The sequence below is a fragment of the Pseudorhizobium sp. NPDC055634 genome, from assembly GCF_053618655.1.
This window is the reverse complement of sequence record NZ_JBSHHW010000003.1, coordinates 243,794-268,355: the sequence shown is the minus strand read 5'-3', so window position 1 is coordinate 268,355 and position 24,562 is coordinate 243,794. Positions and strand designations below refer to the sequence as shown.

Here is a 24,562-nt window from a genome sequence, read left to right as displayed (position 1 = left end):
CCGCGCGTTACTGGTCGATGCCTGCCGCGTCGGCCAGTCTCTCGAGGTCCGGCACGGTGATGTGACGGTTGTTCTCGATCTGGATGATCCCGTCCTTGCGCAGCTTCGTCATCTGCCGGCTCACCGTCTCGATCGTCAGCCCGAGGAAGTCTGCAATGTCGGAGCGGGAGAGGGGAAGCTCGAAGAAGCTCTTGTCGCCCTTCTCCGGATCGCTGTGGTTGGCGATCAGCCAGAGGAAGCTTGCCACCTTCTCCTGTGCGGTCTTGCGCCCGAGCGTCAGCATCCAGTCGCGCGCATCGTCCAGTTCCTCGAGCGCCTGATTGTGGAGGAGGCGCTCGAGATTGGGCGCATCATGCATGAGCCGCTCGATCGCGCGGCGAGGAAACACGCAGATTTCCGTATCGACGGCGGCTTCGGCGCTCATGCGGCTTTCCCCGAGAAACGGTCGGCCCAGGAAATCCGGCGCGAACTGCAGGCCGACGATCTGCTGGCGCCCGTCCGCCATGACCTTCGACAGCTTCACGACACCATTCAGGATGCTGCTGTAGGACGTGATGCTCTCACCCTGACCGATCACCTCGTTTCCGGCCTCGACCTTGCGGCGTGACGAGTGCTTGCTCAGTTCGGCAAGCTGCGCGGACGTGAGCGCCGAGCAAATGCCTCCGTGCCGAGCCTCGCAGGAACGGCAGACGGCGGGGATTTCCCTGTTCTGGGTCTCCTTGATCTGCATGTCCATCTGTTTGCCTCGGTCGGTTTTGCGATTGCGATATGAAGTTGATTTTGGTCAACTGCTAATGGACCGGATTGATCTGAATCAACAATTGGCGAAAACGTCGCTGCGACACTTTGCACCTTGCCCGGACCGTAAACGGCTCGGCCACCTTCGGCAACAGTCGGAGGCCAAATGTTCCGGCGGGGCCAACGGGGATTGGCATTTGCCCCAGTTTTCCCTATGTGGGACGCTGAATCGTTATATCAGAGGACATTGGCGTGACTGCTACATTCGACAAAGTTGCCGACATCATTGCGGAAACCAGCGAGATCGACCGCGAGACGATCACGCCGGAGAGCCACACGATCGACGACCTCGGCATCGACAGCCTCGACTTCCTCGACATCGTTTTTGCGATCGACAAGGAATTCGGAATCAAGATTCCGCTCGAGCAGTGGACGCAGGAAGTCAACGAGGGCAAGGTTTCGACCGAGGAGTATTTCGTCCTCAAGAACCTCTGCGCCAAGATCGACGAACTGAGGGCGGCGAAAGGCTGAGACGCCGTTCCCAGGCATCATGCTTCTTGAATATTTCCAGATGATCGACCGGGTGGAGGCTGTCGAGCTTTCCACCGGCACGCTGAAAGCGCGGTCGGTCGTTCCGGCAAAGAGCCCTGTGTTCGAAGGTCACTTTCCCGGTATGCCCCTGGTGCCCGGTGTTCTCTTGATCGAGACGATGGCGCAGGCCTCCGGGATGCTGGTTCTTGCCGCGACCGATTTTGCGGCGATGCCGTTCCTGATGTCGGTGGACGGTGCCAAGATGCGCTCCTTCGTCGAGCCGGAAGCCGTCCTCGACATAGAGGCGTTTCTGGAGCATGAGGGTTCCGGCTACGCCGTCACGAAGGCGAAGATAACTTCGGGCGGCAAGAAGGTCTGCGATGCGCAACTGAAACTGCGCACCATGCCGTTCAGCGAAGTGCCGCTTGCCGATATCGTTCGCAGGCGTGCAGAAGAAGTCGGGCTCATGGACGCGCTTCAAGCTGGCGCGTGAACGCCAGGCAATGAGGACAGGATGAGCAAGTCTGACAATGATGTCGTGATCACCGGTGTCGGGATCGTCACCTGCTACGGAGTCGGCAAGGAACCGCATGTTGCGCTCCTGTCGGCCTCGCAGGTCGAGCCGCCGCGGATCGATGCCGAGCGCTTCGCGCCCTATCCCGTCCATCCCATGCCGGAGATCGACTGGTCGCAGCAGATCCCGAAGCGCGGCGACCAGCGGCAGATGGAGAACTGGCAGCGGCTCGGCGTGTTTGCGGCCGGGCTGGCGCTTGACGATGCGGGCCTGAAGGAGGACGCGGATGCCTGCGCCTCCATGGACATGATCGTCGCCGCCGGCGGTGGCGAGCGCGACATCAAGGTCGATTCCCTCATTGTCGACGAGGCGCTGAAGCGCAACGATCGCGAGGCCCTGCTCAACGAGAAGCTGACGACCGAACTTCGCCCGACGCTGTTTCTCGCACAGCTCTCGAACCTTCTCGCCGGCAATATCTCGATCGTGCACAAGGTCACCGGCTCGTCCCGTACCTTCATGGGCGAGGAAGGATCGGGCATCTCGGCCGTCGAGACCGCCTTTCATCGCATCAAGTCCGGCCAGTCCACGCATTCGCTGGTGGGCGGCGCCTTCGTGGCCGAACGCGCCGACATCATCCTGCTTGTCGAGGGCATCCGCGCCCATGCGACCGGTGAATGGCACCCGCTCTGGCAGCGCTCGCCGGATAATGGCGGCGGAATGATCATGGGTTCGGTCGGAGCCTTCCTGGTCCTGGAATCGCGCTCGCATGCGCAGGCCCGCGGCGCCCGCATCTATGCCACCATCGACGCCGTCGAGGGTGACCGCGGCAGCCGCGAGGACGGCAAACTGGAGCAGCGGCTCGGGCGGCTTGCCGGACTCGCCGGCGAGGCGGACCCTTCCCAGACGCTTGTCTTTTCCGGTGCGAGCGGCGTGATCGAGCCATCGACGCGCGAGCGCGACGTGCTGGCGCAAAAGTTCCCGGGCGCCGCTTTGCGCGGCTATGGCGGGGTCACCGGCCACGCCATGGAGGCGCAGTTCCCGCTGGGTCTGGCGCTCGCGGCGCTTGCTCTCGAAGGCGGCCTCCGCGTGCCGCCGTTCGATGCCGGTGCAGAACAGCCGATGCCGGCGCCCGCGCAGCGCGCGGTGGTGACGACGGTCGGCTATACGCGCGGCGAGGGCCTTGCGGTCCTTTCGGCGAGCGCGTGAGGAGAAAACGATGAGCGACAACCGCTTCAAGGATCATCTGGGCCGCCCGATCATCGCCGTGACGGGCATGGGCGTCATCACCTCGCTGGGCCAGGGCCTGCAGGACAACTGGGCAGCGCTCACCTCCGGCACGTCCGGCATCCACAAGATCACCCGTTTCCCGACGGAAGGCCTGTCGACGCGCATCAGCGGAACCGTCGATTTCATCGACGTTCCCGCCGACAATTCGGTCGAGCGCTCCTACGCCTTTGCCCGCGAGACGACGACCGAGGCTCTGGCACAGGCCGGGCTTTCGGGAGATTTCGAAGGGCCGCTCTTCCTTGCCGCACCGCCGGTCGAGCCGGAATGGTCGGCGCGTTTCGCGCTTGCCGACCGCGCGCCGCCGTCACGTGTCGAGGGGGACGCCTATGACCGGTTCCTCGCCGCCATGCGCGAGCGTCCGGACCCGGCCTTCCTGGAGGCCGTCCAGTTCGGCTCGATTTCCGAGCGTCTCTCCGACAGGTTCGGCACCCGCGGTCTTCCCGTGACGCTGTCGACGGCCTGTGCCTCGGGTGCCACGGCGATCCAGCTCGGCGTCGAGGCGATCCGGCAGGGGCGCACCGAACGATCGCTCGTCGTCGCCACGGACGGTTCCGTCAGCGCCGAAGCTCTGATCCGGTTCTCGCTCCTCTCGGCGCTCTCGACGCAGAACGATCCGCCCGAAAAGGCATCCAAGCCCTTCAGCAAGGACCGCGACGGTTTCGTGATCGCCGAAGGGGCCGCGACCCTGGTGCTGGAATCGCTGGAATCCGCGGTGGCCCGTGGCGCCAAGGTGCTCGGCATCCTCAAGGGATGCGGCGAAAAGGCGGACCACTTCCACCGGACACGTTCCTCTCCCGACGGCGGGCCGGCGATCGCCACGATCCGCGCTGCCCTGGAAGACGCCGGGATGGAGGAAGGCGGCATCGGCTACATAAACGCCCATGGCACCTCGACGCCGGAGAACGACAAGATGGAGTACGGCTCCATGCTGGCGGTTTTCGGCGAACGGCTGAAGGACATTCCGGTGTCGTCGAACAAGTCGATGATCGGCCATACGTTGACCGCGGCAGGTGCCGTCGAGGCGGTATTCTCGATCCAAACCATGCTGACCGGCACGCTTCCGCCGACGATCAACTACGTCAATCCGGATCCGGCAATCGTGCTGGACGTGGTGCCGAACAAGCGGCGGGACCAGCAGGTCCATGCGGTTCTGTCGAACTCGTTCGGCTTCGGTGGCCAGAATGCCAGCCTTGTCATGACGCTGGAACCGGCTTAGACACCGTCACAAATCCCATCTGACGACCTTTAACGCCCTTCGGGCGGAGGAAGACCTGTAATGCGCGCCCTGCAACTGATCGACGACCGCAAGCTCGAGGCTGTGGACATTCCCGAACCCGATGCACCGGGTCCGGGGGAAGTCACGCTTCGGGTCAAGGCGGTGGCGCTGAACCATATCGATGTCTGGGGCTGGCGCGGCATGGCGTTCGCCAAGCGCAAGATGCCCCTGACCATCGGCGCGGAAGCATCCGGCGTCGTCGAGGCCATCGGCCCCGGCGTCTCCAATGTCCTGCCCGGCCAGTTGGTGTCGATCTACGGCGCGCGCACCTGCGGGCTTTGCAAGCCATGCCGCGAGAAGCGCGACAACCTTTGCGAAAACGTGTCCGGCGTGCATGGCTTCCACCTGGACGGCTTCGCCCAGGAAAAGGCGAACCTGCCGGCCCGGCTGCTCGTTCCGGCACCGCCCGGCGTCGATGCCGTGGCCGCCGCGCTGGCACCGGTGACGTTCGGCACCGTCGAGCACATGCTGTTCGACAATGCCAAGCTTGAGCCGGGCGAGACGATCCTCGTCCATGCCGGCGGTTCCGGCATCGGTACTGCGGCGATACAGCTTGCGAAGAAGACCGGTTGCACCGTCATCACCACGGTCGGCTCCGATGACAAGATCGAGCGCGCCAAGGCGCTGGGTGCCGATCACGTCATCAACTACCGGACCGACCGCTTCGAGGGCGTGGTGCGCAAGCTCACCAAGAAGAAGGGCGTCGATGTCGTGTTCGAGCATGTCGGCGCCGATACCTGGGCGGGCTCGATGCTGTCGCTCAAGCGGGGAGGGCGGCTCGTCACCTGCGGCTCGACCTCGGGCGTATCGACCAGCATGAACCTGATGATGCTCTTCCAGCAGCAGCTGAAACTGCTCGGCTCCTTCGGCTGCCGGATGGAGAACATGGCGAACGCCATGCAGAAGATGGCCCGCGGGGTCGTCCATCCGGTGATCGACACGGAAGTCACTTTCGACGATATCGACCGCGCGCTGGAGCGGATGGAAGGTCGCCAGGTCTTCGGCAAGATCGTCCTGCGGATGGACTGATCCATTGAAGATGTTCCTGACGAGGATCGTGCTCGGCCTGCGGCGCCTCCAGCAGTGGCTGGTTGCCTACGCGGTGTTCGCGATCCTCAACGTGCTGAAGCTGCTTCCCGCGGATGCCGCGATCAATTTCGCGGACCGGGTCGCGCGCCTGATCGGGCCATGGCTCGGCCGGCACCGGCTGATGATGACAAATCTGCGCAATGCCTATCCGGAAAAGTCCGAGGCCGAACTGGAAGCGATCGCGCTTGCGAGCTGGGGCCACATGGGCCGGCTCGCCGCGGAATACGTCTTCCTGGACCGGCTCTTCGACTTCGATCCGGAAAGGCCCGAGCCGGGCCGCATCGAGGTCTCGGGCATCCCGATCTTCCTCGACCTTCGCGACAATCCCCGGCCGTTCATCGTCTTTACGGCCCATACCGGCAATTTCGAGCTGCTTCCCGTCGCCGGCAACAGTTTCGGGCTCGACGTGATGGTGCTCTTCCGGCCGCCGAACAATCCTTATATCGCCGAGAAGGTCTTCTCGTTCCGCAGCGCCCGGATGGGGCAGCTCGTGCCCTCGCATGCCGGTTCTTCCTTTGCGCTGGCACGCCGGCTGGAGGCTGGCGGGGGCGTTGGCGTGCTTGTCGACCAGAAGTTCGGTCGGGGGCTTACCACGACCTTCTTCGGCAGGCCCGTGCGGACGAACCCCCTGCTTGCAAAGCTGGTGCGTCAATTCGATGCGGAGGTCTATCCGGCCCGCTGCATCCGCCTGCCCGGAAATCGCTATCGGCTGGAGATCGAGCCGAGGATCGACGTTCCGCGGGATGCACGCGGCGCGGTGGACGTACATGCAACGGCCCAGATGCTGAACGACAAGGTCGAGAGCTGGGTGCGGGAATATCCCGACCAGTGGCTCTGGTACCACGACCGCTGGGCGATCAAGAAGACGCTAACGAACTGATCATGCCTTGCCCGTGAGCAGGAATTGATCAATGCTCGCGCAAGTTTGCGTTCCTATATGGGCAGTGCTGCGCGTCCGGCCCGGGTGACGCGAGAGGATCTCCGTTCCTGGAGAGGTGGTTTGTGGAAGCTTTAATCGACCTCTTCTGGTCCAAGTACGAGAAGCTGAAGAACGCCGTGGATCGCGACGACAACGCGACCGTGCGTGCGCTCGACCAGGAAATCGATCCGCTTCTTCAGGCGATCGTCCGTCAACAGGTGACGGATGCGGCGGGTATCCAGGCGCAGTTCAACTTCGCCCTCGCGCTCCTGAAGGTCGAGGCCGACGACAAAGGCTGCGTACAGCGGAACAGCCACCTGCTGCAGACGCTCGTCGATCGCTACCTCGCGCCCCAGACAGAGCGTGCCGCAGACGCCGACGCAGCGGCCGAAGCGAATGAAGAGCCGGCAGTCCGAGGCGAGGACCTGATCGGCGGGCTTCTCGACCCGACCCTGCTGGACGGCATTCCGGAACGCATCCTCGTTGTCGTGCCCGGCTATCGTGTCTTCTATTCTAACGAGACCAATGCCAGGCGCATGGGCTTGCCGAAGGAGATGGTGGTCGGCAGGCATCTTGCCGAACTGACGGGTCTGCATCATTTCCAGTGCGACCTGCGCGCTCCGCTCGACCGATGCCTCGCGGGCGAAAGCACCTCGCTCACCTATGCGGAACAGAAGGACGGCCAGACGCTCGTCATATCCTGCCGGATGTCGCCCTGCTTCAGCGAGGCGGGGACGCAGTTCGGCGCGATGGTCGTGATGCAGGAACTGGCCGACCGTCGTCGGCACAGGAACGCCGGCTGACGATCAGCCCTCGAGCGTCCTGAGCAGGTGGGCCTGCTCGAAGGCGATATGCCGACGCGTTCCCTCGAAGAAGCCGCGGAGCATATAGCCCAGCGCTTCCACGTTGACCGGTCGATCGGAACCCAGCTTCAGGAGGGTCTCCGCCAGCTCCTCCGCATAGCCCTCGTCCTCGAGATGCTCGTATCTCAGCCGTGACAGGGTCTCGCTGCTGTCGGCGGCCGCGTTCTTCTGATGCACACGGGGGAAGAGGACGGTTTCCTCGAAACGATGGTGGGCCTGAACCATCTGGATGAGCGTCTTGGCGGCATAGATGCATTTCTGCTTGCTGACCTTGGCCGGGAGGGAATCGGCAATATCCTCCAACTCGTCACAGAGGGCCAGCTGTTCGGCATGGGCGTTCCGCAGCCACGCCACCAGTTCCGCGTCGGGAAGCGTCTCTCGACAGGGAAACTGCGGACGAGGTTCTCCATGTGACTGATTTTCAATCATTCTCTCCGCCTCGCCTGATGCCACGATTTTTTCGCTGTCGGTGAGATTCACCAAGGAAGAGTTGGGCCGCCTTGATCCATGTCAAGGTCGCCGCTACGCGCGGGTGCCAAAGGTGCGCACAATCGCCGAGAGTCCGGCCGTCGAGAGATTCGAGCCGCCGTGAGGACTGGTGGGGGATAGAAACACGCCGTTGGGGGATGTCCAACATGAACTATACACTAGAAACACTGGCCCTCGCGGTCGGCGCTTTCTTGGCCTTGCTGGGTGTGGCTTTCGCCCACGACAGTCTTTTCGCCTCGCATATGTGGGTGCTTTTCTTCGCCCTGTTTGCGGGCACGGTCGTGATGGTGCGACGGGCCAACTTCGCCCCGCTCACGGCAGCGCAGAAGGCCGCGCGCGAATCCGAATACCTGGATGACGTGGTCAAGTACGGCGTCATCGCGACGGTCTTCTGGGGCATCGTCGGATTTCTGGTCGGCGTCATCGTGGCGCTGCAGCTGGCTTTCCCGGACCTCAACATCGAGCCGTGGTTCAACTTCGGCCGCACGCGGCCGCTCCACACCTCGGCGGTGATCTTCGCCTTCGGCGGCAATGCCCTGATCGCGACGTCCTTCCACGTCGTGCAGCGGACGTCGCGCGCGCGTCTCTTCGGCGGCAATCTTCCCTGGTTCGTCTTCTGGGGCTACCAGCTGTTCATCGTCATGGCCGCCACTGGCTACCTGCTCGGCATCACGCAGAGCAAGGAATATGCCGAGCCGGAATGGTATGTCGATATCTGGCTGACGATCGTCTGGGTCGCCTATCTCGTCGTCTTCCTCGGAACCATCCTGAGGCGCAAGGAGCCACATATCTACGTGGCGAACTGGTTCTACCTCGCATTCATCGTCACGATCGCGATGCTGCACGTGGTCAACAACCTTGCCGTCCCGGTCTCGTTCCTGGGCTCGAAGAGCTATTCGGCCTTCGCCGGCGTGCAGGACGCGCTGACGCAGTGGTGGTATGGCCATAACGCCGTCGGCTTCTTCCTCACCGCCGGCTTCCTCGGCATGATGTACTACTTCATCCCGAAGCAGGTGAACCGCCCGGTCTATTCCTACCGGCTGTCGATCATCCACTTCTGGGCGCTGATCTTCATGTACATCTGGGCGGGCCCCCACCATCTGCACTACACGGCCCTGCCGGACTGGGCGCAGACGCTCGGCATGGTCTTCTCGATCATGCTCTGGATGCCCTCGTGGGGCGGCATGATCAACGGCCTGATGACGCTCTCGGGCGCCTGGGACAAGATCCGTACCGATCCGGTCGTGCGCATGATGGTCATCGCCGTCGCATTCTACGGCATGGCGACCTTCGAAGGCCCGATGATGTCGGTCAAGTCGGTCAACTCGCTCAGCCACTACACGGACTGGACGATCGGCCACGTGCATTCCGGCGCCCTCGGCTGGAACGGCATGATCACCTTCGGCGCGCTCTACTACCTCGTCCCGAAGCTGTGGAACCGGGACCGCCTCTACAGCATCCAGCTCGTCAACTGGCACTTCTGGCTCGCAACGCTCGGCATCGTCGTCTATGCGGCGGTCATGTGGGTTGCCGGCGTCCAGCAGGGCCTGATGTGGCGCGAGTACGACGACCAGGGCTTCCTCGTCTATTCGTTCGCCGAGTCGGTCGCAGCCATGTTCCCGTACTACGTGCTGCGTGCGGTCGGTGGTGCCATGTACCTCGCCGGTGCGCTGATCATGGCCTTCAACATCACGATGACAATCCTCGGCTACGAGCGGCGGGAGAAGGTTCCGGGCGCTGCGCCCGCGACCCTCCAGCCGGCCGAATAAGGAGCGGACAATGGCTCTTCTGGACAAACATAAATTCGTCGAACGCAACGCGACGTTGCTGCTGGTCGGCTCCCTCTTCGTGGTGTCGATCGGCGGGATCGTCGAGATCGTGCCGCTCTTCTACCTGGAGAACACGATCGAGAAGGTCGAGGGAATGCGGCCCTATTCGCCGCTCGAACTGGCCGGGCGCAACATCTACATCCGCGAAGGCTGCTACGTCTGCCACAGCCAGATGATCCGTCCGTTCCGCGACGAGGTGGAGCGCTACGGACACTACAGCCTCGCGGCGGAATCGATGTACGACCATCCGTTCCAGTGGGGCTCGAAGCGGACGGGGCCGGACCTCGCGCGCGTCGGCGACCGCTATTCGAACGAATGGCACGTGCAGCACCTGATCGAGCCTCGCTCGGTCGTGCCGGAATCGGTCATGCCGGGCTATGCCTTCCTGAAGGACACGCCGCTTCAGGTGAGCGACGTTGCCATGGACCTGAGCGCCAACCGCGCGGTGGGCGTGCCCTATACCGACGAGATGCTCGAGAACGCCGAAGCCGACCTGAAGGCGCAGGCCGACCCGAACGCGGATACGTCGGGCGTGCTGGCCCGCTACCCGAAGGCCAAGGTCGGCGACTTCGACGGCAACGCGGCCGAACTCACGGAGATGGATGCGCTCGTCGCCTATCTCCAGATGCTCGGCACGCTGGTCGATTTCTCCACCTATGACGCCACTGCCGGTTATCGCTGAGGAGGCCCGGATGGAACTCTACACGGCACTCCGCCAGTTCGCCGACAGCTGGGCCCTGCTTGCCATGACCCTGTTCTTCCTCGGCGTCATCCTTTTCACCCTGCGCCCGGGCGCGAAGGCTCTTGCAAAAGATGCCGCCCAGATCCCTCTGAAGGAGGATTGATAGATGGCGGACAAGCACGACAAGCATGTCGACGAAATCAGCGGCGTCGAAACCACCGGTCACGAGTGGGACGGCATCCGCGAGCTGAACAACCCGATGCCGCGCTGGTGGGTCTGGACCTTCTACGCGACGATCGTCTGGGCGATCGGCTATACGGTCTTCTATCCGGCCTGGCCGCTTCTGAACGACGCCACCCGGGGTATCCTCAACTATTCCAGCCGCGGTGACCTTGCCGACGAGATGGAAGGCGCCCGCATTGCCCAGGGCGGCATCATGGAGAAGATCTCCAAGGTCACGCTGGAGGAAATCCTGGCTGATCCGCAGCTTGCCCAGTTCGCGACCGCAGGCGGCGCCTCCGCCTTCCGCGTCAACTGCGTGCAGTGCCACGGCACGGGTGCCGCGGGCGGGCAGGGCTATCCGAACCTGAACGACGACGAATGGCTGTGGGGCGGCGACATCAACGCCATCTACCAGACCATCGCGCACGGCGTTCGCGACAGCGTCGATCCCGATACCCGCTATTCCGAAATGCCGGCCTTCATGGACATGCTGCAGCCGCAGGAAGTCCGTCAGGTGGCAGCCTATGTGGTCAGCCTCAGCGGCACGCCGCGGGATGCCTCGATGATCGAGCCGGGCAAGCAGCTCTATGCCGACAATTGCGCCTCCTGCCATGGCGAAAACGGCGAGGGCATGCGGGAGTTCGGCGCGCCGAACCTGGCGGATGCCATCTGGCTGAAGGTCGAGGGAGAGGCGGAGATTGCCCAGCAGATCCAGGCGCCGCGCCACGGTGTCATGCCCGCGTGGAGCACCCGCCTGAGCAACGAGACCGTCAAGCAACTGGCCGTCTACGTCCACTCTCTGGGCGGCGGCGAGTAAGCCGCGGCTTCGGCTTCCGTGTCGATTTCAGGGGCCGCGCCGAAGCGCGGCCCCTTTTCGTTTCAGGTATCAGACCACACGCCCAGTTCGTAGCCCTCCGGGTCGACGAAGTGGAACCGACGACCTCCGGGGAAGTCGAAGATCGGGCGCGAGACATGGCCGCCGGCCTTTTCCACCCGCGACAGCGTCTCCTCGAGGCCGGAGGCGTAGATGACGACGAGCGGCCCGCCCTTGGGCGAGACGGTGTGGGCGAGGGCGAAACCTCCGGCGATCCGGCCGTCGCGAAACTCGCAATAGTCGGGGCCGTAGTCGGTGAAGGTCCAGCCGAATACGTCGCCGTAGAACTGCTTCGCCCGTTCGATGTCCTTCACGTCGAACTCGATATAGTCGATCTTCTGGTCGGCTTCGGTCGTGGCCAAATCATGCTCCTTCGTGAAAAAGCGGTCGATCAGTCCCGGGTCCAGATCGTGTTGTCGATCTTGCCGGCGAGTTCCGGATAGTCTGCGGCGTGGAAGACCGGCGACTGTCCGGCCTTCCGTTGCGCGAAGTAGTCCTTGGTCAACTTGGCGACGGTCCCCGACAGGAGCAGGATGGCGATCAGGTTGATGGTCGCCATCAGGCCCATGGACGCGTCGGCCGCATTGAACACGTTCGTCACGGTCTCATAGGCTCCCCAGATGACCATCAGCAGTACGGCGCTGCGCAGGATCATGATCGGTATCCCGGTGCCGGCCCCGAGAAAGGTCATCGCATTCTCGGCATAGGAGTAATTGCCGATGATCGAGGTGAAGGCGAAGAAGAAGATCGCGATCGCGACGAAATAGGAACCGAAGCCGCCCAGATGCTCGTTGAGCGCCGCCTGCGTCAGCTGCGTGCCGGTGACGCCGCTGTCGGGCACCAGCGCGCTGGAGAGCAGGATCATAACCGCGGTTGCCGTGCAGACGAGGATGGTGTCGATGAAGACGCCCAGGGCCTGAACGAAGCCCTGGGAGGAGGGGTGATGCGGCTCGGGCGTCGCGACGGCCGCAATATTGGGCGCCGATCCCATGCCCGCCTCGTTGGAGAACAGGCCCCGCTTCACGCCGTTCAGCATGGCCGCCATGATGCCGCCGGTGGCGCCGCCGGCAGCTTCCTGCAGGCCGAAGGCGCTGGAGAAGATTGTGCTCACGACGCCCGGAACCTCCGACCAGTTGGTGATCAGGACGTAGATCGCGGTCAGCAGGTATGCGCCGGCCATGAAGGGTACGACGAATTCCGCCACGCGGGCAATCTGGCGAATCCCGCCGAAGATGACGATGCCGGAAAGGATCGCGACGACGATGCCGACGCCGAGCTTGGGAAAGCCGAAGGCGCCCTCCATGGCGTCGGCGATCGAATTGGCCTGCACCGCATTGAACACGAGGCCGAACGACAGGATGAGGCAGACGGAGAAGATGCCACCCGCCCACGGCGCCCGCAGGCCGCGGGCGATGTAGAAGGCGGGCCCGCCGCGATACATGCCTTCCGCATTCTTGATCTTGTAGAGCTGGGCGAGCGCGCTTTCGGAATAGGCGGTGGCCATGCCGACCAGCGCCACCATCCACATCCAGAATATCGCGCCGGGTCCGCCAAGATAGAGGGCGACGGCCACGCCGGCGATGTTTCCGGTTCCGACGCGCGACGCGAGGCTGACCGTCAGCGCCTGGAAGGGACTGATGCCGGCCTTGTCCTCGGTGGGGGCGCCCTTCAGCACCCGGAACATCTCTCCGAAGTGCAGGAACTGGATGAGCTTCAGCCTTATGGTGAAGTAAAGCCCCACCGCGAGCAGCCCGTAGACCAGGACATATTCCCAGAGCACAAGGTTGATGACGTTGATCAGCGCGGACATACACCTCTCCCAACACGCAAACACATGATGCGTATGGTAGGGCGGTCCGGCCGATTGGGAAGCGGCACGAGCCCGGTGGTCAGCGTTTCTCCAGCAGCGACTTCAAGGTCGCGAGGTCTTGCGCAACGGCTGCTGCATCGGCCGCGAATGCGGCATCGTCCATGCCCGGCTGGCGGATCAGGGTGAACATGACCTCCGCACCATCCCCGTTTCGCACGACTCGGAGGGCATTGTGGACTACGAGCCCGTTCGGGAGGGTCACGTCGTGGTCGATGACGCCGAAGGGGTTCGGCGGCGCAAACCGGATGCGAATATTGCCGAGCGGGCCGCCGTCGCCGATCCATTCCTCGCCTTCCTGCCTCAGGCCCGCGGCAAGGCCGGCTGCCCAGCGCGCCATGTTCGCGGGCTGGCAGGCGAAGTCGTATACCTCCCGCCAGTCCCGGTCGATGCCGGTGTGGATGATGCGGGCCTCGGATGTCGGCATCGATTCTCCTCCCGAATTTCGCGCCTGCGACAATGAGCGCGCGGTCGCCGCGGCGCGTCTTGATTTATGTCAAGGATAGTTGCCGCCCCAGATGGGAAAAAGACGGGCAGCGAAGCGGGACACGCCATGAATCTCTATACCGCCCAGAACACAGACGCCAGCGGAGGCGCCGCACCTCATTCGGGTGGCAACGCGGGATCGGCCGGGGAGCCGCTCTACGAAGCCCGCAAGAAGATTTTCCCGAAGCGTGCCGAAGGCCGTTTCCGCCGGTTCAAGTGGCTGGTGATGCTGATCACGCTCGGCATCTACTACCTGACGCCCTGGCTGCGCTGGGACCGCGGGCCCTATGCTCCCGACCAAGCGGTGCTGATCGATCTCGCCAATCGGCGATTCTATTTCTTCTTCATAGAGATATGGCCGCAGGAGTTCTTCTTCGTCGCGGGTCTTCTCGTTATGGCCGGATTCGGCCTTTTTCTGGTTACGTCCGCTGTCGGCCGCGCATGGTGTGGCTATACCTGTCCGCAGACCGTCTGGGTCGATCTCTTCCTCGCCGTCGAACGCTGGGTCGAGGGTGACCGCAATGCGCGCATGAAACTGGATGCGGGCCCGTGGACCTTCGAGAAGATTCGCAAGCGCTTGCTCAAGCATGCCATCTGGATTGCCATCGCGGTCGCCACCGGCGGTGCCTGGATCTTCTATTTCGCTGATGCGCCGACGCTCGCCTACGACTTCGTCACCGGTCACGCCGCCTTCGTCGCCTATTCGACGGTCGCCATCCTGACCGCGACGACCTACGTGTTCGGCGGGCTGATGCGCGAGCAGGTCTGCATCTACATGTGCCCCTGGCCGCGTATCCAGGCGGCCATGCTGGACGACAGTTCGCTGGTCGTGACCTATAACGACTGGCGGGGCGAGCCGCGGACGAAGCATGCCAAGAAGGCGGCCGCCGCTGGCGCGCCCGTCGGCGACTGCGTCGACTGCAATGCCTGCGTCGCCGTCTGTCCCATGGGGATCGATATCCGCGACGGGCAGCAACTGGCCTGCATCACCTGCGCGCTCTGCATCGACGCCTGCGACAGCGTGATGGACAAGATCGGCAAGCCGCGCGGCCTGATCGCCTATGCGACGCTGAACGAGTACGACGCCAACATGGCGCTTGCGACCGCCAACGGCGCGACGCCGATCAATCCCGACCGGGTTCGCACTGCCGATGGCGGCTTCGTCGACAAGGTCCGTCACTTCGACTGGCGCATCATCTTCCGTCCGCGCACGCTCCTCTACATGGGCGTCTGGACTGCGGTCGGCGTCGGGCTTCTCGTCGCTCTGATCAGCCGCGACAGGCTGGAAGTGAACGTCATCCACGACCGCAATCCGCAGTATGTGCTGGAATCGGACGGCTCGATCCGCAACGGATATACGATCCGCCTCCTTAACATGATCCCGGAACCGCGGACCATTCTCCTGTCGCTCGAGGGCTTGCCGGAGGCGACGATGAAGATCAACGGCCTCACCAGCGACAACAACCGCCAGTTCGCCGTCTCGGTCGAACCCGACAAGGCGACCGCGCTGAAGGTGTTCGTCACCGTGCCGGCACATGCCCTGCCGGACGGCAGCGACGGGTTCAGCTTCGTGGCCGAAGACCGCTCCAGCCACGAGGCGGACAGCTACGACGCCACCTTCTATGCCCCGGAGGCCAAGAAATGAGTACGTCCGACCGCAAGGAATTCGTGTTCACCGGATGGCACATGATCCTCGTCATGTGCCTGTTCTTCGGAACCATCATCTCGGTGAACTTCTACATGGCCTGGCAGGCAACCCATACCTGGAGCGGGCTGGTGGTGAAGAACACCTACATCGCCAGCCAGGAGTTCAACGGCAAGGTCGCCGAGGCGAGGGCGCTTGCGGCAACGGGCGTCGCGGGAAAACTGGAGATCGCCTCTACCGAGATCCGCTACCTGATTTCGCACCCGCAGGAGGGGCCGGTCGACGCGGACAGCGTCACGCTGCGGTTCAAGCGTCCGGTCGGCGAGGATCAGGATTTTGAGCTTGCCCTGCGGAGCGCGGGCAAGGGTGTCTTCGTCGCAAGCCACGACTTGCCGGGCGGAACCTGGATCATCGAAGCGGAGGCCCTTCGCGACGGCAAGCGCATCCTGCATGACACGCAGCGCATCTCCGTTGCCGGAGTAGCCAGATGACCACCTGCTGCGCTCCCGGTACCGACGGAGCCGTGGAGCTCGAGCGGCTGGGCCATGCCTTGCCTTCGACGGAAGAACTCGTCCTGTCGAGCCGCCAGATCCAGCCGGGACTGCGCCAGACGGACCTCAGCGTGCCGGGCGTGCATTGCGGCACCTGCATCACCGCGATCGAAAAGGCGCTGCAGGCGCGACCCGAAGTGGACCGGGCGCGGGTGAACCTCTCAACCAAGCGCGTCTCGATCGTCTGGAAGGAAGAGGTCGATGGACGGCGGACCGATCCGCTCGACCTCGTCCAGGCCATTCACGCAGCGACCGGCTACGACGCCCATCTGTTCGCCAGCGCCGAAGATGCCGGCGACAGGCTGCAGCGGGAACTGATCAGGGCAGTGGCGGTCTCCGGCTTTGCGGCGGCAAACATCATGCTGCTTTCGGTATCCGTATGGTCGGGAGCGGATGCCTCGACGCGCGACCTCTTCCACTGGATCTCCGCGATGATCGCAGCGCCCGCGCTCGTCTATGCGGGGCGGTTCTTCTACCAGTCCGCCTGGAATGCGGTCCGTCACGGGCGCACCAACATGGACGTGCCGATCGCGCTTGCCATCACGCTCTCCTATGCGGTCTCCGTGTGGGAAACCATGCATCACGGGCAGCACGCCTGGTTCGATGCCACGGTATCGCTTCTGTTCTTCCTGCTGATTGGCCGCACGCTTGATCATGTCATGCGCGACAGGGCGCGTGCAGCGATCAGCGGGCTGGCGCGTCTTTCGCCACGAGGGGCAATGGTGCTCGGCGAGGGCGGCAGCCGGGAATACCGGCCGATAGAAGAGATCCGCCCCGGGGACCGGCTGATCATCGCCGCCGGCGAGCGCATTCCCGTGGATGCCATCGTCGAGAGCGGCAGAAGCGACCTCGACCTCTCCATCGTCAATGGCGAGAGCGCCCCGGCCGTCGCGGCACCGGGCGACGCCGTGCAGGGTGGCGTTCTCAACCTGACCGGGTCGCTCGTGCTGCGCGCCACCGCCGCCGCCCGGGATTCCTTCCTTGCCGAGGTCATATCGCTGATGGAGGCCGCCGAAGGGGGCAGGGCACGCTATCGGCGGATCGCGGACCGCGCCGCACAGCTCTATTCTCCCGCCGTGCACCTGCTCGCCCTTGCCGCCTTCCTCGGCTGGGGGATATTCGGCGGCGACTGGAAGCAGGCGATGCTGATTTCCATCGCGGTGCTGATCATCACCTGCCCCTGCGCGCTGGGGCTCGCCGTCCCGGTCGTCCAGGTCGTGGCCGCCGGCCGGCTTTTCCGGAACGGCGTGATGGTCAAGGACGGCTCGGCGATGGAACGTCTCGCCGAAGTCGATACCATTCTCTTCGACAAGACCGGGACCCTGACGCTCGGCCGGCCGCGTCTCGTCAACCTCGCCCAGGTCGCCCCCCGCCATCTCTCGCTTGCCGCGAGCCTTGCTGCCCATTCACGCCATCCGCTGTCGGTCGCGCTGTATCGCAGCGCTCCCGGCACGATCGGCGATTTTCCCCAGGTGGCGGAACTGCCCGGCCAGGGGCTCGAGGCCGTGACCGCGGACGGCGTCTATCGTCTCGGCAACCGCCGTTTCGCTTGTGGTGCTGCCGGCCAGCCGGACGAGTTCTCCGAGGTGGTGCTGTCGCTTGACGGCAGGGAGTTGCAGCGCTTCCTCTTCGAGGATGCCTTGCGTCCGGATGCCGCCGCTGCCGTTGCCGGGCTTTCAGCCAGGGGCTACGCGACGGGGATACTCTCGGGCGACCGGACTGCCGTCGTCAGCTCGATGGCACGCCGGCTTGGGGTCTCCCTGTGGAAGGCCGAACTGAGCCCGCGCGAAAAGGTGGACGCCGTTGCGGAGATAGATCGCGCCGGCTCGAAGGTGCTCATGGTCGGCGACGGCATCAACGATGCGCCGGCGCTGGCGGCCGCCCATGTCTCCATCGCGCCCGCGACCGCCGCCGATGTCGGGCGGCAGGCGGCCGACTTCGTGTTCATGCACGAGAGCCTCAACGCGGTGCCGCTTGCGATCGAGGTGTCGCGGCGGGCAGGGCGGTTGATCCGCCAGAACTTCGGGCTCGCGATCGGCTATAACGTCATTGCGGTGCCGATCGCGCTGGCAGGCTATGCGACCCCGCTGATTGCCGCGGTCGCCATGTCCACCTCGTCGCTGATCGTCGTCGTCAACGCACTTCGGCTGAACAGGCTGGTGGGCGCGGAGAGAAAGCTTGCCACGCCGGCGGCTTCGGGCCCGATACCAACGGAGGCGCGCCTGGCATGAACATGCTGGTCTATCTCATCCCGATCGCCCTCCTGCTCGGCGGGCTCGGGCTCGTCGCCTTCCTCTGGTCCCTCAAGAGCGGCCAGTATGACGATCTCGATGGTGCCGCCTGGCGCGCCATCGACGACGACGACGATCGTCCTGCCGGCTGAGCGGCGGATTAGGCTGCCATCTAATCGTTTCAGCCTTGCCGTTTAAGACGGGCGGTGCCAAAACAGCCGCCCAATGAACAATGGAGGCACATCCGTGGAACAGGCAGAAATCGGCCTTATCGGGCTCGGCGTCATGGGCTCGAACCTCGCGCTCAATATCGCCGAAAAGGGCAATCGGATCGCGGTCTTCAATCGTAGTACCGAAGCGACGCGGAAGTTCTTCGCGGACGCCGGCGACCTGCAGGGGCAGATCGTTCCCTGCGAGACCCTCGATCAGTTCGTCGCCGCGATACGGCCGCCGCGGCCGATCATCATCATGATCAAGGCGGGTGACCCCGTCGACCAGCAGATGGAGGCGCTGAAGCCCTATCTTTCCGCCGGCGATATCATGATCGACGCCGGCAATGCCAACTTCCGCGACACGATGCGCCGCTTCGAGAGCCTGAAGGATTCCGGCCTCACCTTTATCGGCATGGGCGTCTCCGGCGGCGAGGAGGGCGCGCGGCACGGTCCTTCGATCATGGTGGGCGGTACCGAAGAGAGCTGGAAGCGCGTCGAGAACGTGCTGACCTCGATCTCCGCCAAGTTCAACGGCGAGCCCTGCGTGGCATGGCTCGGCGAGAATGGCGCGGGCCATTTCGTCAAGACGATCCATAACGGCATCGAATATGCCGACATGCAGATGATCGCCGAGATCTACGGCATCCTGCGCGACGGCCTGGGGATGGAGGCCGCCGAGATCGGCGAGGTCTTCGGCCGCTGGAACAAGGGCAGGCTCAACTCCTACCTGATCGAGATCACCGAGAAGGTGCTGAAGGCGACCGATCCGGTCACCGGCAAGCCGATGGTCGACATGATCGTCGACAAGGCCGGCCAGAAGGGCACCGGCAAATGGTCGGTCATCGAGGCACAGAATCTCGGCGTCGCGGCGACTGCCATCGAGGCCGCCGTGGCGGGACGGATCCTGTCGTCCCAGAAGGGCGAACGGGAGATTGCCGAGAAGATCCTCGGCCTGCCGCCGCTTGCGCCTGCGCCGAAGGACCGCGAAGCGTTTCTCGCCGACCTCGAAAGCGCGCTGCTCGCCGCCAAGATCGGCGCCTATGCGCAAGGTTTCGCGGTGATGTCGGCGGCTTCCGCAGAGTTCGGCTGGAACCTGCCCATGCCGACGATCGCCCGCATCTGGCGCGCGGGCTGCATCATCCGCTCGCAGTTCCTCGACGAGATCACCTCGGCCTTCACAAAGGATCCCGACGTCAACCTGATCGTCACTCCGGCCTTCTCGCAGATGGTCAAGGAAACTGACGGGGCGTTGCGCAACGTCGTCTCCTATGCCGTCCTTTCGGGCCTGCCGGTGCCGGCGCTTTCCTCGGCGCTTTCCTATTTCGACGCATATCGGCGCGGTCGCGGGACGGCCAACCTTATCCAGGCGCAGCGCGACTTCTTCGGTGCTCACGGCTTCGAACGCGTCGATGGGCTCGACCAGCCGCACGGCCCCTGGGGCAGCGGCGCCGCGACGTTCTGAGGAAGGCGATCCCTGAAAAACTGACGAAAAGCCCGGCATCTCGCCGGGCTTTTCTCGTTCAGGGGAACATCGAGGACGTCAGGCTTCCAACGGCGTCAGCGGCGTTCAAGGCTCTCAGTTGCTCTCGGGGGGCCAGATCGGCTGACTGACGCTTTGCAGCATTTCGGGCGCGATGCCGTCGATCCGTGCGATGACGGCCTTCGCGAGTTCGCGTCCGGCCAGCCTGACGTCCTCCTGCGCCGTGATGATTTCCGGGCGGATCCATTTCAGTATCGGCAGGCCCTGCTTCGATACGAGATCCACGTCATGTCCGACGCGAAGTCCCGCGGCCTCGATCGCCGCGTTTACGGCAATCGCCGCGCTGCCAGAGGAGCAGACGATGCCGTCCGGCCGTTCCGGGGAGCGCATCAGCGCCTCGATCGCGTCGCGGGTGTGGACGAGCGGCATGTCGATATCGACGGCAACCGGGGCCTCCTGGCGGCCGAAATCGACGAGGCCCCGCTGAAAGCCGGCCCGCATATGCGCGGCATAGGTGAGCGATTTCGGCGGTGAAAGCAGCGCCAGCCGGTTCCTGCCGCGCTTCGCCAGTTTCTCGACCGCCTGGTAGGCAAAGGCCTCGTTGTCGAAGTCGTGGTAGGGGTGGACGACGTCGGCGCTCGTCCGCCCATGGGTGGCAAACGGCATGTTGCGCTCCTCCAGCAACCGGACGCGGGGATCGTCCGGTTCGATGCGGGAGATGATGACGCCGTCGGCCGATCCCGTGTCGAGGATGTAGCGGACCGGCAGCATCGAATCCCTGCTGTGGGAATGCGGCGTCACCACCACGTGGTAGGGGGTTCCGCTGAGAACCTCGGAAATGCCGAAGATGATCTGGCTGGAAAAGCCCATGATCTCTTCGTCGATCGACAGGACGAGCGCGATCACGTTGGTCTTGCCCGTCCTCAGGCGCACGCCCGCGCGGTTGGGCTGGTAGCCGAGCTGGCGGGCCACCATCCTGACGCGCTCCTTCGTCTCGGCTCCGATGTCGGGCGCGTCCTTCAGCGCACGGGAGACCGTCGTGATCCCGAGGCCTGTCATGAAGGCGATCGTCTTCAGTGTCGGTCTTTCGCGCAGCCTTGCCCGGCCTTCGTCGTCGTATGCCTCAGCCATTTCCCACCCCACGTATTCGTGCCGTCCTTTATAGGATCTCGCGCGTTCGTCCAATGCGCTGTCAGTGACCGTCCTGCCAGCAATAACTGCAAAAACTGTAACGATACAGTAGAAATATAGCTTGGGCCTGTCTTCTCCTGGTTGCACGACTTACTGATGATTGCATGACGGGAGACAACGGCGAAGTTGTGCATCTGCGAGATGCCGAGGAGGGCGTTGGCCGTGAAATATCGCCCACATACGCGTCATAATGCCGGTGTTTAAGGCGAAATTGGCCTGTTTTGCAGTGCGGGAGGCGGCCGTTGGGACATGCAACGGCGAACGCCAAGGGCTGCAACCTGGTGGTGAGATTGATGGCTCGATATTTTTCTTCGCCGAGTCTGTTGCGTGTTCAAAACGTTTCGAATAGGTTTTTACGGCAACGTTTCAGTGAGGGAGGAGACTCATGAATTTTCGTAGCGCAGCAGCCGTACTAGCTGCCACTGTCGCCATGCCGTTCGGTCTGGCGCAGGCTGCCGATTTGGAAGTGACCCATTGGTGGACTTCCGGTGGCGAAGCCGCCGCGGTCGGCGAGTTCGCCAAGGCGTTCGACGCCACCGGCAATAAATGGGTTGACGGCGCCATTGCCGGGGGCGGAAGCACCGCCCGCCCGATCATGATCAGCCGCATCACCGGCGGCGACCCGATGGGTGCGACGCAGTTCAACCACGGGCGCCAGGCCCAGGAACTGGTCGAAGCCGGCTTGATGCGTGATCTTTCCGACGTTGCCGAGAAGGGCAACTGGAAGGACGTCATCAAGCCTGCCAGCCTGCTCGACAGCTGCACCATCGACGGCAAGATCTATTGCGTCCCAGTCAACATCCACTCCTGGCAGTGGCTGTGGCTCAACAACGACGCCTTCGAGAAGGCCGGCGTTGCGGTTCCGAAGGACTGGAACGAGTTCGTGGCCGCCGGCCCGAAGCTCAAGGAAGCGGGCATCCATCCGCTGGCGCTCGGCGGGCAGCCGTGGCAGGCGAACGGCCTGTTCGACACGCTGCTGCTGGCACTCGGCGGCAAGGACCTGCACCAGAAGGTCTATGTGGAGAAGGACGGCGAGGTTGCGGCCGGACCCGAGGTGGCCAAGATCTTCGAGGCCGCGGCGCAGGCACGCGAACTCTCCATCGGCACCAATGTGCAGGACTGGAACCAGGCGACCAACATGGTCATCACCGGCAAGGCCGCAGGCCAGGTCATGGGTGACTGGGCGCAGGGCGAGTTCCAGATCGCCGGGATGAAGGCGGGCGAGGACTACAGCTGCCTCCCGGGCCTGGGCGTCAGCCCGTACATCACCACCGGCGGCGACGCCTTCTATTTCCCCGTCCTTGATGACGAGGAAGGGTCGAAGGCCCAGGACGCGCTGGCGGAAGTGCTGGTCGCGCCTGAGACGCAGGTCGCCTTCAACCTGAAGAAAGGCTCGCTGCCGATCCGCGGCGACGTCGATCTCGCAACGGCCAACGACTGCATGAAGAAGGGGCTGGAAATCGTTGCCAAGGGCAATGCGCTCACCAGCACCGACCAACTGCTGTCGCCAGACTCGCAGAGCCAGAAGCAGGACCTGATGACCGAGTTCTTCTCCAGCACCTCGATGACACCCGAGGCGGCACAGGAGCGGTTCGCGGAGATCATCTCCTCGGCAGACTAATCCCAAGCGACCGCGGCCGGCCGGCGCTCCAAGCGAGCGTCGGCCGGTTGGACCGGCGTCGCCGGAACGGTTCCGGCTGCCTGCCGGACTGTCGCGGCCACTGCTCGAGGAGGATCGATACATGACAGGTATGGCGCCTGCCAAACGCCCGAACCAGCTCTTCAGAAATCTCAACGCCAAGATTGCTTCCATTCCGATGATCCTGATTGCGGTCGGGATCTTCCTCGGTGGCTCTCTCTGGACCGTCGTCTACTCGTTCACGAATTCGAAGCTCCTGCCGCGGGCGACCTTCGTCGGTCTCGACCAGTTCGAACGGCTGTGGGCCTCGTCGCGCTGGATCATCTCGATCCAGAACCTGGCGATCTACGGGATACTGTCGCTGATCTTCAGCATGGTGATCGGGTTCATGCTGGCGGCGCTGATGGACCAGAAGATACGGTTCGAGAACACGTTCCGCACGATCTTCCTCTATCCGTTCGCGCTGTCCTTCATCGTCACCGGGCTGGTGTGGCAGTGGATCCTCAACCCGGAGTTCGGGATCCAGGGCATCGTCCGGTCCATGGGCTGGGAAAGCTTCACCTTCGATCCGCTCTACAATCCGCAGATCGTCATCTACGGCATCCTGATCGCGGCGCTCTGGCAGGGCACGGGCCTCGTCATGTGCCTGATGCTCGCCGGCCTGCGTGGCATCGACGAGGACATCTGGAAGGCCGCCCGCGTCGACGGCATCCCGATGTGGCGGACCTATCTCTTCATCGTCATTCCGATGATGCGGCCGGTCTTCATCACGACGCTCGTCATCATCGCGAGCGGTATCGTCAAGGTCTACGACCTCGTGGTGGCGCAGACGAGCGGCGGTCCGGGCAACGCTTCGGAAGTGCCGGCGAAATACGTCTACGACTACATGTTCCAGGCCCAGAACCTCGGCCAGGGGTTTGCGGCGTCGACGATGATGCTGCTGACCGTCGCGATCATCATCATCCCCTGGGCCTATCTCGAATTCGGAGGGAAGAAGCGTGGCTAACATCTCCACCCTCAACACCACTGCCGCCGGTTTCGATGCCGTGTCCGAATATGTCGGCAGCGGCCCGAGCGGACGGCGGCCGCGCCGCGCGATGTCGGCCCGCAACATCATGCTCTACGGCACGCTTTTCGTCGCGGCGCTCTACTATCTCCTGCCGCTCTACGTGATGGTGGTGACCTCGCTCAAGGGCATGCCGGAAGTGCGCATGGGCAACATCTTTTCGCCGCCCATGGAGATCACCTTCGAGCCCTGGGTAAAGGCCTGGGCGCAAGCCTGTACCGGGTTGAACTGCGATGGCCTGTCGCGCGGCTTCTGGAATTCGGTCCGTATCCTCATACCGTCGGTCGTGGTCTCGATCGCGGTCGCCTCGGTCAGCGGCTACGCGCTTGCCAACTGGCGCTTCAAGGGATCGGAATTCTTCTTCTCGATCCTCATCATCGGCGCCTTCATTCCCTACCAGGTAATGATCTATCCGGTCGTCATCGCGCTGCGCGAAATCGGGGTCTACGGCACGCTGACCGGGTTGGTCATCGTCCACACCATCTTCGGGATGCCGATCCTGACGCTCCTCTTCCGGAACTATTTCGCGTCCCTTCCGGTGGAACTGTTCAAGGCTGCCCGCATCGACGGGGCGGGCTTCTGGCAGATCTACCTGAGGATCATGCTGCCGATGTCGCTGCCGATCTTCGTCGTGGCGATGATCCTGCAGGTGACGGGCATCTGGAACGACTTCCTGTTCGGCGTCGTGTTCACCCGGCCGGACGTCTATCCGATGACCGTCCAGCTCAACAACATCGTCAACTCCGTCCAGGGTGTGAAGGAGTACAACGTCAACATGGCCGCAACGCTGCTGACGGGGGCGGTCCCGCTGATCGTCTACTTCCTGTCCGGCCGGCTTTTCGTACGCGGCATCGCCGCAGGTGCAGTGAAGGGGTAGATCA

The 24,562-nt window shown here is 63.8% G+C and carries 25 protein-coding genes; 19 read left to right on the top strand and 6 right to left on the bottom strand.

Annotation, left to right across the window (positions count from 1 at the left end):
* Window positions 1-7: 7 nt before the first annotated feature.
* The gene (locus ACWGPT_RS06460; protein WP_452604773.1) at window positions 8-736 is read right to left on the bottom strand and encodes a Crp/Fnr family transcriptional regulator; all 729 of its coding nucleotides are present in this window, start codon (window positions 734-736) and stop codon (window positions 8-10) included.
* Between the two features lie 254 nt (window positions 737-990).
* Here ACWGPT_RS06460 and ACWGPT_RS06455 point away from each other — a divergent pair, with 254 nt between their 5' ends.
* The 7 genes from ACWGPT_RS06455 to ACWGPT_RS06425 all read left to right on the top strand — a co-directional run bounded on the left by ACWGPT_RS06455 (window position 991) and on the right by ACWGPT_RS06425 (window position 7,157).
* Complete coding sequence (locus ACWGPT_RS06455) at window positions 991-1,269, top strand: acyl carrier protein (RefSeq protein WP_003502893.1); 279 nt, start codon at window positions 991-993, stop codon at window positions 1,267-1,269.
* 19 nt (window positions 1,270-1,288) lie between these two features.
* A complete protein-coding gene (locus ACWGPT_RS06450; RefSeq protein WP_452604772.1) occupies window positions 1,289-1,762 on the top strand; it encodes a 3-hydroxyacyl-ACP dehydratase FabZ family protein in 474 nt (157 codons plus the stop codon).
* A gap of 21 nt (window positions 1,763-1,783) precedes the next feature.
* Window positions 1,784-2,989, top strand: a complete 1,206-nt coding sequence (locus ACWGPT_RS06445; protein WP_452604771.1) for a beta-ketoacyl-ACP synthase — start codon at window positions 1,784-1,786, stop codon at window positions 2,987-2,989.
* A 10-nt stretch (window positions 2,990-2,999) separates the two neighbouring features.
* The gene (locus ACWGPT_RS06440) at window positions 3,000-4,286 is read left to right on the top strand and encodes a beta-ketoacyl-ACP synthase (protein WP_452604770.1); all 1,287 of its coding nucleotides are present in this window, start codon (window positions 3,000-3,002) and stop codon (window positions 4,284-4,286) included.
* Between the two features lie 60 nt (window positions 4,287-4,346).
* Window positions 4,347-5,375 carry a zinc-binding dehydrogenase gene (locus ACWGPT_RS06435; RefSeq protein WP_452604769.1) on the top strand — a complete coding sequence of 343 codons (1,029 nt, stop codon included), beginning with the start codon at window positions 4,347-4,349 and terminating at the stop codon, window positions 5,373-5,375.
* A 4-nt stretch (window positions 5,376-5,379) separates the two neighbouring features.
* The gene (locus tag ACWGPT_RS06430) at window positions 5,380-6,315 is read left to right on the top strand and encodes a lipid A biosynthesis lauroyl acyltransferase (protein WP_452604768.1); all 936 of its coding nucleotides are present in this window, start codon (window positions 5,380-5,382) and stop codon (window positions 6,313-6,315) included.
* Between the two features lie 122 nt (window positions 6,316-6,437).
* Complete coding sequence (locus tag ACWGPT_RS06425; RefSeq protein WP_452604767.1) at window positions 6,438-7,157, top strand: PAS domain-containing protein; 720 nt, start codon at window positions 6,438-6,440, stop codon at window positions 7,155-7,157.
* 3 nt (window positions 7,158-7,160) lie between these two features.
* On the opposite strand, the gene ACWGPT_RS06420 is transcribed toward ACWGPT_RS06425, so the two are convergent.
* Entirely contained in the window at window positions 7,161-7,646 is a 486-nt protein-coding gene (locus tag ACWGPT_RS06420; RefSeq protein WP_452604766.1) for a hemerythrin domain-containing protein, read from the bottom strand.
* Between the two features lie 206 nt (window positions 7,647-7,852).
* On the opposite strand from ACWGPT_RS06420, the gene ccoN reads away from it, so the two are divergent.
* Genes ccoN through ccoP form a run of 4 tightly spaced genes read left to right on the top strand, consistent with a single transcriptional unit; the run spans window position 7,853 to window position 11,256 of the window.
* On the top strand, window positions 7,853-9,475 hold the full coding sequence (gene ccoN / locus ACWGPT_RS06415; protein ID WP_452604765.1) for a cytochrome-c oxidase, cbb3-type subunit I: 1,623 nt from the start codon (window positions 7,853-7,855) through the stop codon (window positions 9,473-9,475).
* Between the two features lie 10 nt (window positions 9,476-9,485).
* Complete coding sequence (ccoO, locus tag ACWGPT_RS06410; RefSeq protein ID WP_452604764.1) at window positions 9,486-10,217, top strand: cytochrome-c oxidase, cbb3-type subunit II; 732 nt, start codon at window positions 9,486-9,488, stop codon at window positions 10,215-10,217.
* A gap of 10 nt (window positions 10,218-10,227) precedes the next feature.
* On the top strand, window positions 10,228-10,380 hold the full coding sequence (locus tag ACWGPT_RS06405; protein ID WP_452604763.1) for a cbb3-type cytochrome c oxidase subunit 3: 153 nt from the start codon (window positions 10,228-10,230) through the stop codon (window positions 10,378-10,380).
* 3 nt (window positions 10,381-10,383) lie between these two features.
* The gene (ccoP, locus tag ACWGPT_RS06400; protein ID WP_452604762.1) at window positions 10,384-11,256 is read left to right on the top strand and encodes a cytochrome-c oxidase, cbb3-type subunit III; all 873 of its coding nucleotides are present in this window, start codon (window positions 10,384-10,386) and stop codon (window positions 11,254-11,256) included.
* Between the two features lie 62 nt (window positions 11,257-11,318).
* On the opposite strand, the gene ACWGPT_RS06395 is transcribed toward ccoP, so the two are convergent.
* From ACWGPT_RS06395 to ACWGPT_RS06385, 3 genes are all read right to left on the bottom strand, one after another.
* Entirely contained in the window at window positions 11,319-11,675 is a 357-nt protein-coding gene (locus tag ACWGPT_RS06395; protein ID WP_452604761.1) for a VOC family protein, read from the bottom strand.
* A 29-nt stretch (window positions 11,676-11,704) separates the two neighbouring features.
* On the bottom strand, window positions 11,705-13,123 hold the full coding sequence (locus ACWGPT_RS06390; protein ID WP_452604760.1) for an alanine/glycine:cation symporter family protein: 1,419 nt from the start codon (window positions 13,121-13,123) through the stop codon (window positions 11,705-11,707).
* Window positions 13,124-13,202: 79 nt separating this feature from the next.
* Window positions 13,203-13,607, bottom strand: coding sequence for an SRPBCC family protein (locus tag ACWGPT_RS06385; protein WP_452604759.1), 405 nt, complete (start codon window positions 13,605-13,607; stop codon window positions 13,203-13,205).
* 126 nt (window positions 13,608-13,733) lie between these two features.
* Between ACWGPT_RS06385 and ccoG the strand changes: the two genes are divergently transcribed.
* From ccoG to gndA, 5 genes are all read left to right on the top strand, one after another.
* Window positions 13,734-15,311 carry a cytochrome c oxidase accessory protein CcoG gene (gene ccoG, locus ACWGPT_RS06380; protein ID WP_452604758.1) on the top strand — a complete coding sequence of 526 codons (1,578 nt, stop codon included), beginning with the start codon at window positions 13,734-13,736 and terminating at the stop codon, window positions 15,309-15,311.
* A complete protein-coding gene (locus ACWGPT_RS06375) occupies window positions 15,308-15,802 on the top strand; it encodes a FixH family protein (RefSeq protein ID WP_452604757.1) in 495 nt (164 codons plus the stop codon). Before ccoG ends, ACWGPT_RS06375 begins: the two co-directional genes overlap by 4 nt.
* Window positions 15,799-18,093 carry a cation-translocating P-type ATPase gene (locus ACWGPT_RS06370; protein WP_452604756.1) on the top strand — a complete coding sequence of 765 codons (2,295 nt, stop codon included), beginning with the start codon at window positions 15,799-15,801 and terminating at the stop codon, window positions 18,091-18,093. The genes ACWGPT_RS06375 and ACWGPT_RS06370 overlap by 4 nt, the downstream gene beginning before the upstream one ends.
* The gene (gene ccoS, locus ACWGPT_RS06365; protein WP_452604755.1) at window positions 18,090-18,245 is read left to right on the top strand and encodes a cbb3-type cytochrome oxidase assembly protein CcoS; all 156 of its coding nucleotides are present in this window, start codon (window positions 18,090-18,092) and stop codon (window positions 18,243-18,245) included. The genes ACWGPT_RS06370 and ccoS overlap by 4 nt, the downstream gene beginning before the upstream one ends.
* Before the next feature lie 94 nt (window positions 18,246-18,339).
* On the top strand, window positions 18,340-19,767 hold the full coding sequence (gene gndA, locus ACWGPT_RS06360; RefSeq protein WP_452604754.1) for an NADP-dependent phosphogluconate dehydrogenase: 1,428 nt from the start codon (window positions 18,340-18,342) through the stop codon (window positions 19,765-19,767).
* A 114-nt stretch (window positions 19,768-19,881) separates the two neighbouring features.
* On the opposite strand, the gene ACWGPT_RS06355 is transcribed toward gndA, so the two are convergent.
* Window positions 19,882-20,916 (bottom strand): LacI family transcriptional regulator, encoded by a 1,035-nt coding sequence (locus ACWGPT_RS06355; protein ID WP_452604753.1) that lies wholly within the window; start codon window positions 20,914-20,916, stop codon window positions 19,882-19,884.
* Window positions 20,917-21,361: 445 nt separating this feature from the next.
* Between ACWGPT_RS06355 and ACWGPT_RS06350 the strand changes: the two genes are divergently transcribed.
* From ACWGPT_RS06350 to ACWGPT_RS06340, 3 genes are all read left to right on the top strand, one after another.
* Window positions 21,362-22,597: an ABC transporter substrate-binding protein gene (locus ACWGPT_RS06350; RefSeq protein WP_452604752.1), complete on the top strand. Its 1,236-nt coding sequence runs from the start codon at window positions 21,362-21,364 to the stop codon at window positions 22,595-22,597.
* A 121-nt stretch (window positions 22,598-22,718) separates the two neighbouring features.
* Complete coding sequence (locus ACWGPT_RS06345; RefSeq protein ID WP_452604751.1) at window positions 22,719-23,621, top strand: carbohydrate ABC transporter permease; 903 nt, start codon at window positions 22,719-22,721, stop codon at window positions 23,619-23,621.
* Window positions 23,614-24,558: a carbohydrate ABC transporter permease gene (locus tag ACWGPT_RS06340; RefSeq protein WP_452604750.1), complete on the top strand. Its 945-nt coding sequence runs from the start codon at window positions 23,614-23,616 to the stop codon at window positions 24,556-24,558. Before ACWGPT_RS06345 ends, ACWGPT_RS06340 begins: the two co-directional genes overlap by 8 nt.
* Window positions 24,559-24,562 lie beyond the last annotated feature (4 nt).

Coding starts and splice junctions, on each gene's coding strand:
- ACWGPT_RS06460 (WP_452604773.1), bottom strand. CDS start 736: ATGGACATGCAGATCAAGGAGACCCAGAACAGGGAAATCCCCGCCGTC.
- ACWGPT_RS06435 (WP_452604769.1), top strand. CDS start 4,347: ATGCGCGCCCTGCAACTGATCGACGACCGCAAGCTCGAGGCTGTGGAC.
- ccoS (WP_452604755.1), top strand. CDS start 18,090: ATGAACATGCTGGTCTATCTCATCCCGATCGCCCTCCTGCTCGGCGGG.
- ccoP (WP_452604762.1), top strand. CDS start 10,384: ATGGCGGACAAGCACGACAAGCATGTCGACGAAATCAGCGGCGTCGAA.
- ACWGPT_RS06405 (WP_452604763.1), top strand. CDS start 10,228: ATGGAACTCTACACGGCACTCCGCCAGTTCGCCGACAGCTGGGCCCTG.
- ACWGPT_RS06390 (WP_452604760.1), bottom strand. CDS start 13,123: ATGTCCGCGCTGATCAACGTCATCAACCTTGTGCTCTGGGAATATGTC.
- ACWGPT_RS06355 (WP_452604753.1), bottom strand. CDS start 20,916: ATGGCTGAGGCATACGACGACGAAGGCCGGGCAAGGCTGCGCGAAAGA.
- ccoG (WP_452604758.1), top strand. CDS start 13,734: ATGAATCTCTATACCGCCCAGAACACAGACGCCAGCGGAGGCGCCGCA.
- ACWGPT_RS06350 (WP_452604752.1), top strand. CDS start 21,362: ATGAATTTTCGTAGCGCAGCAGCCGTACTAGCTGCCACTGTCGCCATG.
- ACWGPT_RS06440 (WP_452604770.1), top strand. CDS start 3,000: ATGAGCGACAACCGCTTCAAGGATCATCTGGGCCGCCCGATCATCGCC.
- ccoN (WP_452604765.1), top strand. CDS start 7,853: ATGAACTATACACTAGAAACACTGGCCCTCGCGGTCGGCGCTTTCTTG.
- ACWGPT_RS06375 (WP_452604757.1), top strand. CDS start 15,308: ATGAGTACGTCCGACCGCAAGGAATTCGTGTTCACCGGATGGCACATG.
- ACWGPT_RS06385 (WP_452604759.1), bottom strand. CDS start 13,607: ATGCCGACATCCGAGGCCCGCATCATCCACACCGGCATCGACCGGGAC.
- ACWGPT_RS06450 (WP_452604772.1), top strand. CDS start 1,289: ATGCTTCTTGAATATTTCCAGATGATCGACCGGGTGGAGGCTGTCGAG.
- ACWGPT_RS06445 (WP_452604771.1), top strand. CDS start 1,784: ATGAGCAAGTCTGACAATGATGTCGTGATCACCGGTGTCGGGATCGTC.
- ACWGPT_RS06370 (WP_452604756.1), top strand. CDS start 15,799: ATGACCACCTGCTGCGCTCCCGGTACCGACGGAGCCGTGGAGCTCGAG.
- ACWGPT_RS06345 (WP_452604751.1), top strand. CDS start 22,719: ATGACAGGTATGGCGCCTGCCAAACGCCCGAACCAGCTCTTCAGAAAT.
- ccoO (WP_452604764.1), top strand. CDS start 9,486: ATGGCTCTTCTGGACAAACATAAATTCGTCGAACGCAACGCGACGTTG.
- ACWGPT_RS06420 (WP_452604766.1), bottom strand. CDS start 7,646: ATGATTGAAAATCAGTCACATGGAGAACCTCGTCCGCAGTTTCCCTGT.